Annotated in this window: 12 protein-coding genes; 7 read left to right on the top strand and 5 right to left on the bottom strand. The window is 63.2% G+C overall.

Features of this window, described 5'->3' with window-relative positions:
* The first annotated feature begins 290 nt into the window (after positions 1 to 290).
* The gene (locus ACQS5P_RS01595; protein WP_428939155.1) at positions 291 to 893 is read left to right on the top strand and encodes a hypothetical protein; all 603 of its coding nucleotides are present in this window, start codon (positions 291 to 293) and stop codon (positions 891 to 893) included.
* Between the two features lie 376 nt (positions 894 to 1,269).
* Here the strand turns inward: ACQS5P_RS01595 and ACQS5P_RS01600 are convergent, their stop codons facing one another.
* A complete protein-coding gene (locus ACQS5P_RS01600) occupies positions 1,270 to 1,623 on the bottom strand; it encodes a transposase (protein WP_428940980.1) in 354 nt (117 codons plus the stop codon).
* 11 nt (positions 1,624 to 1,634) lie between these two features.
* Here ACQS5P_RS01600 and ACQS5P_RS01605 point away from each other — a divergent pair, with 11 nt between their 5' ends.
* Positions 1,635 to 2,030: a transposase gene (locus ACQS5P_RS01605; RefSeq protein ID WP_428940981.1), complete on the top strand. Its 396-nt coding sequence runs from the start codon at positions 1,635 to 1,637 to the stop codon at positions 2,028 to 2,030.
* A gap of 90 nt (positions 2,031 to 2,120) precedes the next feature.
* Here the strand turns inward: ACQS5P_RS01605 and ACQS5P_RS01610 are convergent, their stop codons facing one another.
* Both ACQS5P_RS01610 and ACQS5P_RS01615 read right to left on the bottom strand, forming a co-directional pair.
* Positions 2,121 to 2,543 (bottom strand): hypothetical protein, encoded by a 423-nt coding sequence (locus ACQS5P_RS01610; protein WP_428939156.1) that lies wholly within the window; start codon positions 2,541 to 2,543, stop codon positions 2,121 to 2,123.
* Positions 2,544 to 2,554: 11 nt separating this feature from the next.
* Complete coding sequence (locus ACQS5P_RS01615) at positions 2,555 to 6,676, bottom strand: hypothetical protein (protein WP_428939157.1); 4,122 nt, start codon at positions 6,674 to 6,676, stop codon at positions 2,555 to 2,557.
* Positions 6,677 to 6,927: 251 nt separating this feature from the next.
* Here ACQS5P_RS01615 and ACQS5P_RS01620 point away from each other — a divergent pair, with 251 nt between their 5' ends.
* Positions 6,928 to 7,599, top strand: a complete 672-nt coding sequence (locus ACQS5P_RS01620; RefSeq protein ID WP_428939158.1) for an O-methyltransferase — start codon at positions 6,928 to 6,930, stop codon at positions 7,597 to 7,599.
* Here ACQS5P_RS01620 and galA read toward each other — a convergent pair.
* Positions 7,556 to 10,024 carry a beta-galactosidase GalA gene (gene galA / locus ACQS5P_RS01625; protein ID WP_428939159.1) on the bottom strand — a complete coding sequence of 823 codons (2,469 nt, stop codon included), beginning with the start codon at positions 10,022 to 10,024 and terminating at the stop codon, positions 7,556 to 7,558. The two genes, ACQS5P_RS01620 and galA, sit on opposite strands and share 44 nt — an antisense overlap.
* 119 nt (positions 10,025 to 10,143) lie before the next feature.
* Here galA and ACQS5P_RS01630 point away from each other — a divergent pair, with 119 nt between their 5' ends.
* From ACQS5P_RS01630 to ACQS5P_RS01645, 4 genes are all read left to right on the top strand, one after another.
* On the top strand, positions 10,144 to 10,782 hold the full coding sequence (locus tag ACQS5P_RS01630; protein ID WP_428939160.1) for an acetyltransferase: 639 nt from the start codon (positions 10,144 to 10,146) through the stop codon (positions 10,780 to 10,782).
* A 120-nt stretch (positions 10,783 to 10,902) separates the two neighbouring features.
* Positions 10,903 to 11,103, top strand: a complete 201-nt coding sequence (locus ACQS5P_RS01635) for a hypothetical protein (protein WP_428939161.1) — start codon at positions 10,903 to 10,905, stop codon at positions 11,101 to 11,103.
* Positions 11,104 to 11,206: 103 nt separating this feature from the next.
* Positions 11,207 to 12,310, top strand: a complete 1,104-nt coding sequence (locus tag ACQS5P_RS01640; protein WP_428939162.1) for a glycosyltransferase family 4 protein — start codon at positions 11,207 to 11,209, stop codon at positions 12,308 to 12,310.
* Positions 12,311 to 12,404: 94 nt separating this feature from the next.
* Positions 12,405 to 14,663, top strand: coding sequence for an O-antigen ligase family protein (locus ACQS5P_RS01645; RefSeq protein WP_428940982.1), 2,259 nt, complete (start codon positions 12,405 to 12,407; stop codon positions 14,661 to 14,663).
* On the opposite strand, the gene ACQS5P_RS01650 is transcribed toward ACQS5P_RS01645, so the two are convergent.
* Positions 14,615 to 15,349 (bottom strand): YebC/PmpR family DNA-binding transcriptional regulator, encoded by a 735-nt coding sequence (locus ACQS5P_RS01650; RefSeq protein ID WP_428939163.1) that lies wholly within the window; start codon positions 15,347 to 15,349, stop codon positions 14,615 to 14,617. The genes ACQS5P_RS01645 and ACQS5P_RS01650 overlap by 49 nt on opposite strands.
* Positions 15,350 to 15,371 lie beyond the last annotated feature (22 nt).

Below are 15,371 nucleotides of genomic sequence, written 5' to 3' on the forward strand. Positions count from 1 at the left end.
TCAGGGAGAGGGCAGGGGTGAGGGTTCTGCATCAAAGGACCAAGGCAGAACGACGAGGGCACAAGGATGGATGAAGTTTGCGCTCCGCCTCGAAGGCATCGAAATCGGCGTCCCCGTGAAACAGATGCACACGACCGTTGTCGCGGCCAAGGACGCGGTAGATGGCCGCCGGCCTCGACGGCGCGTGCGGTTCGTGGCATGTGAGCAAGCGACAAAGCCGGCCGATCCGCCCCAATATCGACAATCAGTGATGTCCCCTTTATCCCGACAGTCCGCACTTCCAGAAGCTCGTGTTCCACGCCTGGCGCCGCGTGCCCAACCGCCGCTTCAAGCTCGCCGGCGACGGCGGCTACGACGCGGAGCACAACCACGAGTTGGCGCGGCAGGACATGGGGCAGCAATCGCTCATCCCCGCCACAATCGGCCGCACGCCCGGCGGCGAAGACCGCATCCGCGGACGCTGGCGGCGGCACATGCGGCGGCTGCTGAAAACCAAACGCTGCCGCCGACGCTGCGGCTACACCCAGGGTTGGCAGGCCGAAACCGCCAACAGCATGATCAAGCGGAACACCGGCAGCGCGTTGCGGGCCAGGACCCGCTGCGGCCGCCTGCGCGACCTGCGGCGGAAGGTCATCACGCACAACGTGATGATCCTGAGAAACGAGGCTCGAGACAGAGCAGTCATGCCCCCTTTTCCGGCTTATTGGACTTCCAGCATCATTGTTTATTTGGCCCAGACTTTCACTCGGTGCGACCAAACAAGTCCACGCGCCGGCATCCTCAGGCCTGCCTCGATGTGGAACTCGCCCTGGTCGAGAAAGGTGTTGTTGGGTAGCGGCACCTTGAATAGATGGAAGGTTTTTGGGCGAATCGTAACGACTTCAGGGTCGTAAGCTCCGGAATGTTCCATGCCCAGCAGGGTCGTCTCCTTCGGTACCCAAACACGCAGAACCAGGTAAGCCAAATCCGGCGGTGTGCCGCCCGTCTGGAGGTCCCCTGCTGGCCATGTCGCGGCCGCAGCGGAGTTATTTGTCGTGGCTGGCACAGCAACACCTGGGGGAAGGATTCGCTTCTTCTCATACCAGACAGGCGGACTGCGGATGATCAGTTCTTTGTCTGAGCCGTTATAGACTTCCACTACTACGCTCGAAGGCTCCCGAAGCGCAACCGTGGTGTCACGGACGTAAAGGTCGACCGCCACGTTCGCAGTACGGGGCAACACCCCATCAACACTACGCGCAATTAAGAGAATCGCCAACACTCGGAAAGCTAGGCACTGTCTGAAAACAGTAGTTTGAGATACCGGCGGATCATCGCCAACTGAAGCATTCCGTGAAAGTTGACGGCCAGCTTCTCGAACCGCGTTCCGATGCGCCGGAACTCCTTGAGCCAGCCGACGCACTGCTCGGCTACGCAGCGGCCGCGGTAGGCCCAGCGGTCGAACCACACCGCCGGGTCGTGTCGAGCCAGCTCATTTTCCTTGTGCGGAATCACCGGCTCGATCTTCTGCTCGGCCAGCCAGTCGCGCACGCGCTGCGCGCTGTATCCTTTGTCGCCGGCGAGCTTGCGGGGCTTGTGGCGACGCTTGCGTTTCTTTCGTCGTCGGCCGATCAGCGTCGCGATCGCATCTGTGCCTGGCCGCGGTGGTCGACCGGGGACCCAAGCCCGATGACCTGGAGTTCAGACCGCTGCTGAAGGCCGCGTGCAGACGACATCCCTTCCGCACGCTGCTGGCCGAGTGCGGCTACGATGCCGAGCGCCATCATCGCTTCCTCCACGACACCCTGGGCGTCATCGGCATCATCCCGCCCACGCGCGGCCGGCCAGCAAAGAATCCCGAGCATCTGCCGCGCGGCCTGCACCGCCGATTCCTGCACCAGCACTGGCCCGGGATCAAGCCGCTCTACGGCCAGCGCTGGCAATCGGAAAGCTACTTCTCGATGAGCAAGCGGCTGCTCGATTCGTTCCTGCGTTCCCGCAAACGCGCCAACCAGGATCGCGAACTGCACCTGCGGAACATCACACCATGAACCTGATGCTTACGGCGGATCCTTAGGGTTTTCTACAGAGCAGTAATGTCCCCTTTTATTACCCCCGTTTCAGTCCCCAACCACTGCACTTTACTGGCTTTGCCGGCGCGCCGCGTCCCCTTCAGGTCGCCCTGAATCCTGCGCCGGCCTCAGGGCTTTCGTCGACAACGACCGGCGCAATACCAGTGCGCCTCCCGAAACTGCTGCACAGCACAGCACAAGAAACCACAGGGGGAGATGCACTGAGCATGAGATGAAATCATCGACAGGTTTGTAATAGCAGTAGATCATACCCCGACCAATGGCGATGCCGATCTTTGCTTCGCCAATGAGAGGAACGACGAATGTCGGGAGCGGGTCCCAACTGCTCAGCGCAACTGCCGCCACTGCAAGAACCAATGCAGCGATTCCAGTCCAGATCGCAATGACTCTTGTCGTGGGTTCCCAACGCTCGCGCGCAGTTTGTTTCTCGATGCGCTTGTATTCAACGAGGTCTTTGAGCTGATGAGTCACGATCAATACCGTTACCAAATGAGCACAGTCCGAAACTCGTTCAGGTAGTAATTATCAAACACTGTCTCAATCTTCGGGGCGCCTGCGCGCATGATCCCGGTGATCGAGTGGGTGCCGTCCCCCGTTCCAACTGTGTGACCGATCTCGTGTGTCACCGTGTGCCACTCATCCGTGCTGTAGTTTCGCTGACGCACAAAGTCGTCGATGGTTTCCAGGAAGATGAACGACGTGTCGGCGTCGGACGCTCCGTAATCCAGGCCGCTGTCGATCGTCGGTCCTGGAATCGGCGGAACACCCAGCCCAGTTGGCGCGATGCCATCGGCGTCACCGTCGGTCGAGGCAAAGTTCTCGAACGCGCCGACCAGATACATCGTCCAGAACAATGCTGTCGAAGCGGGCAGATTCTTGGCGCTTACCAAGTTATCACCGTCTTCGAGATGCCTCGCAAAGGGGATGTTGCCGACAGTGTTGATACTTCCCGGCCCTGGATCGACGTACCTCGGGAGGATATATGCGACTCCGAACGCGGATTCCAATAGAGAACCTCCGTCAGGAAGGTGCATCGTGCCGGTGGCTGGTATTACGTCATCGTCCGTAACTGTTGCTGCGGCGGGGAACGCCATTGGCGCAATGATGCCGGCGGGAACATTGACCGTATCGCCCGCACGAATGTTATCGGAGTTGAGGTAGATCGGAGCTTGCGTCGTCCCAACGCTGAGGCGTCCCCCTTCAAACGAATTCTCGCTGTCCGGGAGCGGAGCGGCCAATTGCACGATGTCATTGAACCCGCCCGCCACCGCAACGTTGCGCGTGATCCCGGTGATCGTCACCGCAACTGTGTTCGCGACAACGGGGGCGGCCACAGTACCCATGGCGTCGCGCTCGATCCAGAGCCTGCGCCAAACGGTAAGCATGTCAGTCACCGCCCCCTTGAAGCCGGGAACCTGCTTGTTGTTCGGAGGGACGGTGTTGTCGTTGATCGCATCCAACTCCGGACCAGTGAGCGCGGCCGCTATCCGAAAATTGTCGCCCGGCTGCATGGTGACCTGGAATCTTACGGTTGCCTTGCCCGCAGCGTCCGTCGTGGCGCTCGTCCTGTAGTTGATTCCCGCAGCCGGGAAAGTCCCGCGCTGCCCCGGCACAGTACCCCGGTTGTCCAGGCCGAGCGCGGCCGTCGCCGTGTCGTTCTTGTCGATTTGCTGTTGCTGCGGCTGTCCGGGAACAAACGCATTGGGATCATCAACGTCGTATGACTGGAAGTAGATCGTTGTACCAGCAGGTGGAGGTGGAGTGATTGTAGCCTCCACGTCGATCAGATCGTGCGCAACAGTATCCGCAGGCGTATCTTTGTCAGGGATGATTCGTCTCCCGCCATTCAGGTGCGGGTTGTCGTCCAACGCGGTCTTGACGGTTGCGGTGTTGACGGGAACCCACTTGACGGAGAATTTGCGGACCGTTGCCCGCACCGCGTCCACCGTGATCGGCTGGGTCGCGGTTGGATCCGTGCTCGGGGAGGCGGCCAGGACGAATCGCACGCCGCCCGTGGTGGCGCTGGGCTTTACGCCCTCGATCCAGAGCGTGTCCGGCCAGCTTGCCGGCCAGCGCAGCTCCTCGCGCGTGGCGCCCAGTCCCAGCAACGGGGTACCGCTGCGCTGCGGGTCGGACCAGACCCGGACCCTGCTGGCCCCGGAAACGATCCGCAGGATCCGCGACGGGCCAGGCCCGCTGCCGACGTTCATCGGCACCAGGTCGTCTTCGCCGCTCACCACCCCGCTCTGCTGCCAGTCCGGCACGCCGTTGTCGTCGTCGTCATCGTCGTTTAGCGCGATGATCACCCCGGGTCTGGTCAAAGTGTCTTCGAAGCTGTCATCCGAATCGTCGATCGTCCCGTTGTTGTTCGAGTCCACGTCCAGGTCCGGCTTGGGCAGTTCGTAGTCGAACTCGTAGGTGCCCCAAGAAGGATAAGCGCCGTCGGCGCCGTCCGGCGTCTTCGTGTCCAGCACGAAGTTGAGGAAGTTCTCGCCGCCGAGAGTGCCTGCAAACGTGAGTGTGATGTTGGTGCCAGAGGTGTGCTCCAGGTTGCCATCACTATAGTTGGAGCCACCCCAAACGAACGGGAAATTAACCGGGTCCGTCAGCTCCAGATCAGGATACCGCCTGTCCGTGACGCTCACTGAAAAGCTGTCCCAGTACCCAGTGCCCTCCTGGCCGGGGGCCTCAACGTATGAGTCCCACGTATACAGCGCGTGCGAGAACTCCACCGTGTAGCCGTCCGGCTCCGGGGAGAACAAGCGCAGCGATGCACCGTGAACGCCGATGTCTTGACTATCGCGATGGCTGCGGTCCGGCACGCCGACGGTAAGCGCGCCGGTGATGCTTTCAAAACTCGCTTCGCCATAGAGCTCCCAAGCGGGCAACTGCACCAGAGCACTGCCCGAGGCGCTGCCCGCGGTGGCGCGGACCACCGCTGATCCACCACCGCTCATCGGCGCCGTGTACACGCCATCAGAGAGCGTCCCGAGGCTGCCTGCGTCCAGCGACCAGGAGATCGAAGGCTGAGTGACCAGCGATTCACCGAACTGATCAACGGCTCGTGCCGTGAACTGTTGCGTCCCGCCGTAGCCCAGCTCGACGAATCCGGGACCGACGCTGATCGACGTCAGCGTCTGAATCACCGTCACGTCCACGCTGCTGCTCACCGTGCTGTACTCGTTGGCGATCGTGACGATGAAACGGTACGCGCCATAACCCAAAAAGGTGACGCTCGAGTTCTTCGCGGCGTTGGAGCCGTTGATGCTGAAGATCGGCTCGGGCGCATCCGCGGGCTTGCTCGCCACGGACCACGTGTACGTCAGGTACGATTCTCCCCGCGCCGTCGAGCCCAGCACGCTCAAGTTGGCCGTCGTCCCGGTGACAGGGTTGGGGTTGGCGCTGGCGGGCTCCATGATCGCCGGTACTTTCAGCGAGATTCGGGTGGACGGTCCCATCCCGGCCTTGAGCAGCGGCGCCGTCGGATCGCCGCCGAAGGTCTGCACGCGCAACAGCTCGCTCATCTGTCCCGTCACCGTCGCGTCGTAGCTGGTCTGGTTGGCGCCGAGCGTGGCGACCGTGCTCCATGTCTGTCCACCATCGCTGGACATCAGCACGTAGAACCCATCCTCGCTGGCGGAGTTGTCGGTCCACGTGACTCTGGCACTGCTCGGGGACAATTCCTCCGCCTGCACGTCGCTCGCCGCCGCCAGCACCGTGTAGTCCCCGCGGTGCGGTGTATATGCAACAAGGTTCTGGTTGATGTCGCGTCCGCGGACGCGGTAACCGTACCACTTGCCGTCGACCAAGCCGGCGTCGTCCAGGTAGGTGATCGCAGCGTCGATCCACCCGGTGATCGGTACATAGCCGTTGCCGTCGTAGCTGTTGCGCTCGACTCGCCACTGATGCACGGCCGGATCGGCATCCCACGAAACACGGATGCCAATGTTCGGATCGTCCAGCAGCGAGCGGGCCACCACGTAGAAGTCCGTCGGCTCGACCAGATGAATCATGAACCCCGCGTCGATCAGCGAGTAGTCGGTGCTGTCCCAGGTGGTGCTGTAGTCAAAGTCGCCGTTCTCGTAGTAGCTCAGTTCAGGAAACGTCCTGGCCTGGTTGACGTAGCTGTTGTCCAGGATCGCGTAGTCGGTGGCATCCACGACGCGATTGTGATCGGCGTCGCCCCAGAGGAAGAAGAACTCGGCCTCGTGGGCCGCGAGCATCGGCTCGCCGGTGGCGGCGCTGCTCACGGCGCCGGGCCTGATGCGAAGCTGGTAGTTGCCGCTGGCCAGCATGCCGGAGCCCTCGAACACGCCGGGGAAACGCAGGGTTGCCTTGTGCGTGAGGGCGTCGTACCCCTCATAGACTACCGGTTCGGGCTGATCGGTGTCGAGGTTGACGACCTCGAAATCGTCGGCACCGACCCCGGACACGTCCTGATTGAACTCGACCACGTGCCGCTGGGGCAGCTCTTTCCAGAGAAACTGGCTGGATGTCACCGTGGGCGAATCAAGATGCAGCTTGACTTCCAGCCGCTCACAGCAGGCTCGCCCCCCCGAGGCCGCGCAGCACCACTGCGGATGCCGCAGGCAAGCCGATTCCACAACGCGCTCAGCCAGGATCGCGGCGTCATAACCCTGCCTCCCTTTGTGAGAAGAGCCTGCCTGCCCGCAGCCGCCCGCCGGTGCGGACAATGCGTAAGCGTGGTTACCGCGCGGCCGGCGCGCGAGTCAAGGAAAATCTGACCGCGAATTTTGATTGCTCTGGCAGTGACAAATGTGCCGGCGTGCAGTGAAATCACCTCTGCCTGATCCTGTGTCTGCGGTTGCGGGGGAGGCAAGGTGCGGGTGATGTGATGACTCCGAAGGAACAATGGTCTGCTGTTGATCGGTATCTTGACCAGACGCTCGTCAAGCCGGATGAGACGTTGGAAGAGGCGCTTCGCGTCAGCGCGGAAGCGGGCCTGCCGCCGATCAACGTTTCGCCGGCCCAGGGAAAGCTGCTGCACCTGCTGGCGCGGGCGATCGGCGCCAGGAAGATCCTGGAAATCGGCACGCTCGGCGGCTACAGCACGATCTGGCTGGCGAGGGCGCTGCCCGCTGGCGGCAAACTGATAACCCTCGAGGCCGAGTCGAAGCACGCCGAAGTGGCGCGCAGGAACATCGCCCGCGCGGGGCTGGCGGACATCGTCGAGGTCCGTGTCGGTCTGGCCATCGACCTGCTGCCCCGGCTTGAGTCCGATCGACTCGGGCCGTTCGATCTGATCTTCATCGACGCCGACAAGCAGAGCACGGTCGAGTACTTCAACTGGGCGATGAAGCTGTCGCGAGTCGGAAGTTTGATCATCGTCGATAACGTCGTCCGCGGCGGCAAGGTGATCGACGCCGGCAGCACCGACTCGGCCGTCCAGGCGATTCGCCGCTTCAACGACATCCTCTCGCAGGAGAAGCGCGTCAGCGCTACCGCGATCCAGACCGTCGGCATCAAGGGGTACGACGGTTTTGTGCATGCGATGGTGATCGCGTAGCACGGACCTTCAGCGTCGCGGACGACAGACCTGGTGAACTCGCGGTGAGCGTCACCGTACCCGCTTCATGTGTCGCCCCGAGGATAACCTGCGCCAGGCCGTTGAACAGGCGGCGGAAAGGCGCCCTATCGGATTCATGGCTGCTCGGATCGCCATTGCCCACGCCCAAGAGCCTTGCGGGGCCTTCGATCTGGAAATGGATGAGGTTGTCGGCGGTGGGGACCTGGCGACCCTGCTCATCGACCACCGAGACGCGGATCAGGCATACATCATGACCGTCGGCGCGGAACCCGCTCGATTCGGCCCTCAGCACGATCTGCTTCGGCTCGCCCGTCGTCTCCACTTTGCTGGTTCTGATGATCTTCCCATTCACGTAGCCATGCGCTTCCAGCGTGCCCGGCTCATAGACAACCTTCCAGGCCACATGCGAATTGGGCCTGACGCGTTGCCGCCCCAGGCTGCGGCCGTTCAGCAGCAGCTCGACCTCCTGGCAGTTACTGAACGCGCGCACATCGATTTCACGACCCTCCATCCCCATCCAGTTCCAGTGTGGAAACAGGTGCAGCACCGGCTCGCTGCCCCACCACGCCCGGTAATACCAGTAGATGTCTTTGGGGAATCCGCACAGATCCATCAGCCCGAAGTGCGATGACGTGCATGGCCAGCGGTATGGGATCGGCTCGCCCTTGTAGTCGAATCCGGTCCAGACGAACCCTCCGGCCAGCCACGGACGCGCCGCGAAAAACGTCCACCAGCTCTCGGCGGTGGATCCCCACTTGGGCGTGCGCAGGTCGTACGCGCTGACGTAGCCGCGGGACTTGTCGTCGGCGTAGATCCCGCGCGTCGTGACCGTGCTGCCCTCTTCGCTGCCGACGATCGGCCGATCCGGCCTGAGCCTGTGATACTTCTCGATATCACCGACCTTGATGTAGTTCCACCCGTGCACATCGACGACATTGGCAAAGCCTTCGCCCAGCCCGCGGTCGTGCATGGCGGCGGTGACGGCGCGCGTCGGATCCAGCTCGTGCGCGATCCGCACCAGCGTCCGCCCGATCCGCTCGCCGGTGACCGACCACTGAATCGTGTGCTCTTCGTTGCCGATCGACCAGAGGATGATGCTCGGATGATTGCGGTCGCGCAGAATCATCGACCTGAAGTTGTCCAGGAACTGCGGCCCGGTGTCCGCCAGGCGGTTCTCCGCCATCACCAGCATGCCCAGCCGGTCGCAGGCATCGAGCAGTTCCGGGGCAACGGGATAATGCGAGCAGCGGTAGGCGTTGCTGCCCATTTCCTTGAGCTTGCGGATTCGCCACTCGTGCAGCCGATCCGGAACCGCGATGCCCACGCCCGCGTGCTGCTGATGATTGCATGTGCCCTTGATCTTCAGGTGCTTGCCATTGAGGAAGAACCCGCGCTTTGGATCCCAACGCATGGAGCGAACACCGAACGTCGTTTGAACTTCGTCGCAAGCAGTAACTGAACCACGAAGTCGCGACGACACGAAGCGGTTTCCACGCTTAAAGCGCCGCTTCGTGCCTTCGTGGCTTCGTGGTTCAATCCTTGTGCGAAGTGTGTACAGGTTCGGTTCCTCCGGCGACCAGAGACGCGGGCGAGTCAGCTCGATCTGCTGCACAACCTCGATCTGCGACCAGGCTTGAAGCTTTAGGGTGGCGGACCGCCCCCCGAGCGGCGATGCCTTGCGAGGATTTGAACTCTGGGGCTGCAATTCCGAGATCTCGGACCTCAAATCGAACGTCGCATCCTCATCGCTCTGGTTCAGCACCGTCGTGCGGATGGTAATCGTCGCCCTGGAGTGATCCTTGCTGAGCTGGCTTGTGACGAATGTGCCGTGCGGTGCCACGTGCAGCGGATCGGTCTTCACAAGCCACACGTGGCGATAGATGCCCGCTCCCTCGTACCACCAGCCTTCCCAGTTCGTCGCGTCGACCCGAACCGCCAGCACGTTCTTCCCCCCGTAGTTCAACAGGTCCGTGAGGTCATACCGGAAGCCGATATACCCGCTGGCATGTCGCCCGAGCCGGTGGCCGTTGATCCAGACCACGCTGTCGCGGAACACGCCGTCGAACTCGACCCAGATGCGCCTGCCCAGGTCGGATTCGGGAATCTCGAACGTCCGTCGATACCACCCGACACTGTGCTCGGGATGATCCGGGCCGATGGCGTGGAATCCGTGCTCGGCCAGCTCCTTGTCGCCGTGCGGGTCCAGCGGCAATTCGATGGCCCAGTCGTGGGGCAGGTCGATCAGCCGCCAACCTGAATCATCGAAATCCGGTTTGGCCGCGCCGCGTGCTTCGCCGGACTTGACCAGCGAGCGGTCGCGGGCGAATTCGAAATCAAGCGCGGGATTGGCCGCATGACCCAGGGCAAATCGCCAGTTCCGATCAAGGCAGAGTCGTTGTCGCATCTGGAGTGCCGACGCTTGTACCGTGATCCGACGGGCTTTTCCAGACCGGATGCTCCGCTGCGCCGTGTCGCGACGTTCTGTTGTGAAGTTCAACCGCCCGAGCGTCCGATAATGTGATTATGGATGTCCTGATTGTCGGCGCCGGCGGACATGGAAAAGTCGTACTGGACATCCTTCGCGCCGCGGGCGAGCACCGCCCCGTCGGATTCCTCGATGCCGATACGACCCTGGCGGGAACGCAGGTCGCGGGGCTGGACGTGCTCGGGCATGTCAATCTGCTGCCCAGGCTGCGTCAGCAGCGCCATGCCCGCGGCGCGATTGTCGCGATCGGCGACAACCGCGTGCGCGCCGGCTACGCCGGACTGATCCTCGACGCCGGGCTGGAGCTGATCAACGCGATTCACCCCCGCTCGGTCGTCTCTGCCCGGGCCGTGGTAGGCCGCAACGTCGTCATCGCCGCCGGCGCGATCGTCTGTGCCGAAGCACGCCTGGGAGATTCGGTCATCGCCAACACCGGCTGCGTGATCGAGCACGAATGCGAAATCGGCGCGGCCAGCCACATCTGCCCCGGCGCGCTTCTGGCCGGGCGGGTGCGCGTCGGCACGGGAGTGTTCATCGGGCTGGGCGCCAAAATCCTGCCCTGCCTGAGCGTTGGCGATCACGCCGTTGTCGGCGCCGGGGCAGTGGTGCTCAAAGATGTCCAACCCGGCACGACCGTCGTGGGCGTGCCAGCCCGTGTCATCAAATCCGCCCACTGACCACCGCCTCAGCTTCATGCCGCAGCCTCATTCCAGAACCGCAATTGTGCATTTCCTCTTTGCCGCTGCTGCTGCCCGCAGCTACAATTGAATAGTCGTTGCACTAGAGGAGGTTGCCCCATGAGTACCGTCTACAACCCCGAGGCCGAAACGATCGCCAGAATCGAATCGCTGGAACTTGAGGTTCGCGAGCTGCGCCGCAAGGTCGAACATGCACCCAGCGAGGCCGACAAGAAGGTGCTGAACAAGCAGATCGACGAGCTCAAAAGCGAAATCGAGTTCCTCAAGACCAAACTCGAGAAGCCCCACATCGGGGAATGAGCTGGCGCATTGCGGCCCAGTCATGTTCCGCAAAAGCGCACGCCCCGGCAGAGGGGGACTCTTTTGTGTTTGATCGTCGCTCCCGGTATCCTTGCGGGCTGGAATGGTCCTGCCGATTCTTCTGCTGGGCGCAGTAAGCCTTCTCATCTCGTGGCTGCTGACGGCGCTGATGATCCGCCTGGCCCCGCGGATTGGCTTCGTCGATAAGCCCGGACAACGCAAGATCCACGCACAACCCAAACCGCTGGGAGGCGGCATTGCAATCTTCGTGGCGGTGGCGCTGCCGATGCTTGCCGCCATCGTCGCGGCGAGCGGCGGTCTGCTGCCGATCAACGACGTCCATGCCGAAGCCTACCGCGGCGGCATCCTTCGCCAGACGCCGCTGGCCCTGAGCCTGCTTCTGGCGAGCCTGATCCTTCACGTGATGGGTCTGATCGACGATCGCAAGGCGCTGGGCCCGTATGTGAAGCTCGCGGTGCAGTTTCTGGCCGCGGCGATTCTGGTCATCCCCTTTCCCGACGTTCGCGCCCTTACGATGCTGGGTACGATCCCCTCGATCGTGCTCACCATGCTGTGGATCGTCGCCATCACCAATGCCTTCAACTTCCTGGACAACATGGATGGGCTGAGCGCCGGAGTGGCGGCGGTATGCACGACGGCGTTTCTCATCACCGCCATCATCATCCAGCAGTGGTTCGTCGCAGCGACCCTGGCGCTGCTACTGGGCGCGGTGCTGGGGTTCCTCTTCTGGAACTTCCCGCCCGCCAGAATCTTCATGGGCGACAGCGGCTCGCTTCTGATCGGATTTCTGCTGGGCGTGTTGACGGTGCGGACGACGTATCTGCGTCCCGGTGAAAACCTGGCGGCCGGGTGGTATTCGGTCTTTGCCCCCGTGATCGTGCTGGCGTTGCCCCTGTACGATCTGATCGTGGTGAGCATGATTCGCATCTCGCGGGGCAAAAGTCCGTTCGTCGGCGACACGAACCATTTCAGCCATCGCCTGGTGGCGCGCGGTATGTCGCGACGCACCGCGGTGCTGTGCCTGTACCTGATCACCGCCGCCACTGCGGTGGCCGCCATACTGCTGCCGCTCGTGCAATCCGCTCTGGGCGCGTTCCTGATCTTCCTTCAGACGATTCTCATCCTGTGCGTTGTGGCGCTGCTTGAACAACACCCTCTGCCGGGAGATCAACGCAGTGAAGGATGAAGGCGCAAGGCAGCAGGATGAACGCAGAAGAATGAGCGAGGTGCAGCCGCCTCCGTTGGCTTGGTCCTTCATTCTTCATCCATCGTTGGAATTCGTGCTTCTGGCGATTCTGGTCATCGCCCGCGCGACGTTCAGCGAAACGCTTCGCGACCCGCTGGATGCGGTGCCCGACCCGCAGGGCCAGGCCGCTCCGCGCGGCGCCGGACCCACCACCGGACTGGTGATCGATCTGCTGGCCTGCGCCGCGCCGCTGCTGGTGCTGGCCAGGCGCGCGCTGGACCCGGGCTTCCGCCTGCGATGCGCAGGCTCACCGCTGCTGCTGCTGGCGTTGGCGGTCGTGGCGATGGGCAGCGCGCTGTGGGCGTCGGACAAGTTCGCCGCCGTGGTCAGCGCTGCGCACCTTCTGGCCGCCGCCGCTATCGCCTGGACGGCCTGGCAGCTTGCGCGAAGCTGGCTGCACGTGCGGCTGGTCGCCGGCGTGTGTGTGGGCATCCTGCTCGTGTTCATCGCGCAGGGCACGCTCTACAGGCTTGTCGAGGTGCCTGACAGCATCCGATACTGGCAGGAACACCGCGACGAGGAGCTGGCCAAACGCGGCTGGGAACCTGGATCGTTCCAGGCAATTCAGTTCGAGAAGAAGATCCTGGCCGGAGAGATGCTCGGGTTCTGCGCCTCGCCGAACAGTTTCGCCGCGGCGCTGGTGCTGCTAGGGGTGATGGGCGCGGGCGCGGCGATTCAGCGAATCGTCGATCGGGACGAATCCGGCTGGTCAGGGGCCATTGTGCTGGTGCTGCTGCCGTTGCCGTGGCTGCTGTATCACACGCACAGTCGCGCCGCGCTGGCCACAAGCCTGCTCGCTGCCGTGATGCTCGCCGCCTTCGGAATGTTCGGCCAGGCGATCCTCCGGCATCGGCGCGCGGCATACCTCGGCGGCGCCGTGGTGTTCCTGCTGGCCGGCGCCGCTGTGGTTGGCTACGGTATCTCCCACGGCTCGCTGCCAAACGACAGTCTCAATTTCCGCTGGCGGTACTGGGTCGGCGCCGCCCGCGTGTTCATCGAGCATCCGTTGCTGGGAGTCGGCTGGTCCAACTTCGGCTCGTACTATCTGGCCGCGCGGCTCCCCGCCGCCGCCGAGGAGATCAAGGATCCGCACAACCTGATCGTCCGTGCCTTTGTGGAGCTGGGCGTCATCGGCGGCGTGCTGATGGTCGCCTGGATCGCCTGGACCGCATGGGATCTGCTGAGCCGCCCGGCCCTGCCCCTTCAGCAGCCCGGCTCTGCGCGTGTTCCGCAATGCAGCAGATCCATCACTGCCTGCACGATCTTCTCGATCTGCATCGGCGCGGTGCTGGTCAACATCGCCGCGTCGGTCGATTTTTCCCTGTCATCACCCGATGCGGTCTGGTTCGTCATGCTGGAATTGTTCAAGCGGATGATGTTCCTGGGGCTGCTGCTGATCGGCATGGCGCTGGTGGTGCTGCGAAGCGCGCATCAGGCGGTGCTGGATGACCGACCGGCCCCGTGGATGCTGAGCGCGATGAGCATCGGTCTGGCGGTGTTTTTCCTGCACAACCTGATCGATTTTTCGATGTTCGAGCCTGGGCCGATGTTCGTGCTGGCGATGGTTTTGGGGACAGCGCTGGGGGCCAAATCGGCGCCGACGGCGCCGCAGCCGCCGGCCGCGCAGCTCGCCGCCCGGCGCCGCGTGCCTGTGATCGTGCTGGCTTGCGGGTCGATGCTCTGGCTGGCGATTGCGCGGGGGATCGTTGCACCGATCGGGATCGCCGAGGCCGCCGCACATCGCGGCGATGAGGCGATTCGAGCCGGGCGGCTGGTGCAGGCGGCGGCGGAGCTGGAGCGGGCATTCAGGCAATTGTGGATTCCCAACGCCGACTACGCCTTCCGTGCCGCCCGAGCACTGCAAATAGCACAGTCAACCGATTACGATCGCATCCGCGAGCTGCTCGATCGCGCTGTCGCCGCCGATCCGGCAAACGTCCAGTACTACCGCGCCCGCGCCATGGCCGAGCTACAGCGCCCCTCCTCCGACCCCCGGCGAATCATCGACGACCTGCGGCGGGCCACCGAGCTTAACCCCTGGGATCTGACGCTGCATGAGGAGTTCGCACAGGCGCTGGAAAGGCTCGGGCAGCGGCAACGCGCCATCGACGAATACCGCCTGATGCTGCGCTACAACGACCTGCTGGATCCGGCCGAGCCCAAACGCCTGACCGAGCGCAAGATCGAGCAGATCAGACAGAAGATCCGATCTCTGGGCGGGCAGGTGTCGGCGGGCGGCGGAGGCTACACGCTCACCGACTCGGGAATCTCTGCGTTGTGCGCAACGCTCTGAACGTCGTCGTTGTCCTCCAGCGCCTCGATGAGCTTCATGATCCGCTGCGCGGTCTCCGGGTCCACCGACACCGTGTTGTTCGGCATGTAGGTGATTTCGGCGGCCTCGATGGGGATGTTGGCCGCCTCGATCGCCTCCTTCACCTTCTGATAGTTCGCCGGCGTGGTGATGACCTCATACACCTCGCCAAGGTTGTTGACGTCTTCGGCGCCGGCGTCCAGCGCCAGCTCGATGAGCCTGTCTTCGTCCACCGTGTCGGACTTGATCGTAATCACGCCCTGGCGGGTGAACTGGTAGGCGACCGAGCCGCTGGCGGCCAGATGCCCGCCGGCCTTCTCGAAGATGTTGCGCAGCTCCGGCGCCGTGCGGGCGCGGTTGTTGGTCAGGGCCTCGATGAGAAAGGCCACGCCTCCCGGGCCATATCCCTCGTACGTGACCAGCTCGTAGTTTTCTCCGCCAATCTCTCCGGTGCCCTTGCGGATCGCGTTCTCGACGGTGCTGCGGGGCATGTTGGCGGCCCTGGCTTCGTCGATCGCGTACCGCAGCGCCAGGTTGTCGCGCGGATCCCCGCCCTGTCTGGCGGCGATGATGATCTTGCGGGCGATCTTGCTCCAGATCTTGCCGCGCTTGGCGTCGTTGGCGCTTTTGGCCCGTTTGATCTTTGCCCAGTGACTATGACCTGCCATGCTGACTCCAATTGCCGGTTAT

It is taken from the genome of Fontivita pretiosa (assembly GCF_050410795.1).
Lineage (GTDB): Bacteria > Planctomycetota > Phycisphaerae > Tepidisphaerales > Tepidisphaeraceae > Fontivita > Fontivita pretiosa.

Coding starts and splice junctions, on each gene's coding strand:
- ACQS5P_RS01620 (WP_428939158.1), top strand. CDS start 6,928: ATGACTCCGAAGGAACAATGGTCTGCTGTTGATCGGTATCTTGACCAG.
- galA (WP_428939159.1), bottom strand. CDS start 10,024: ATGCGACAACGACTCTGCCTTGATCGGAACTGGCGATTTGCCCTGGGT.
- ACQS5P_RS01630 (WP_428939160.1), top strand. CDS start 10,144: ATGGATGTCCTGATTGTCGGCGCCGGCGGACATGGAAAAGTCGTACTG.
- ACQS5P_RS01635 (WP_428939161.1), top strand. CDS start 10,903: ATGAGTACCGTCTACAACCCCGAGGCCGAAACGATCGCCAGAATCGAA.
- ACQS5P_RS01640 (WP_428939162.1), top strand. CDS start 11,207: ATGGTCCTGCCGATTCTTCTGCTGGGCGCAGTAAGCCTTCTCATCTCG.
- ACQS5P_RS01650 (WP_428939163.1), bottom strand. CDS start 15,349: ATGGCAGGTCATAGTCACTGGGCAAAGATCAAACGGGCCAAAAGCGCC.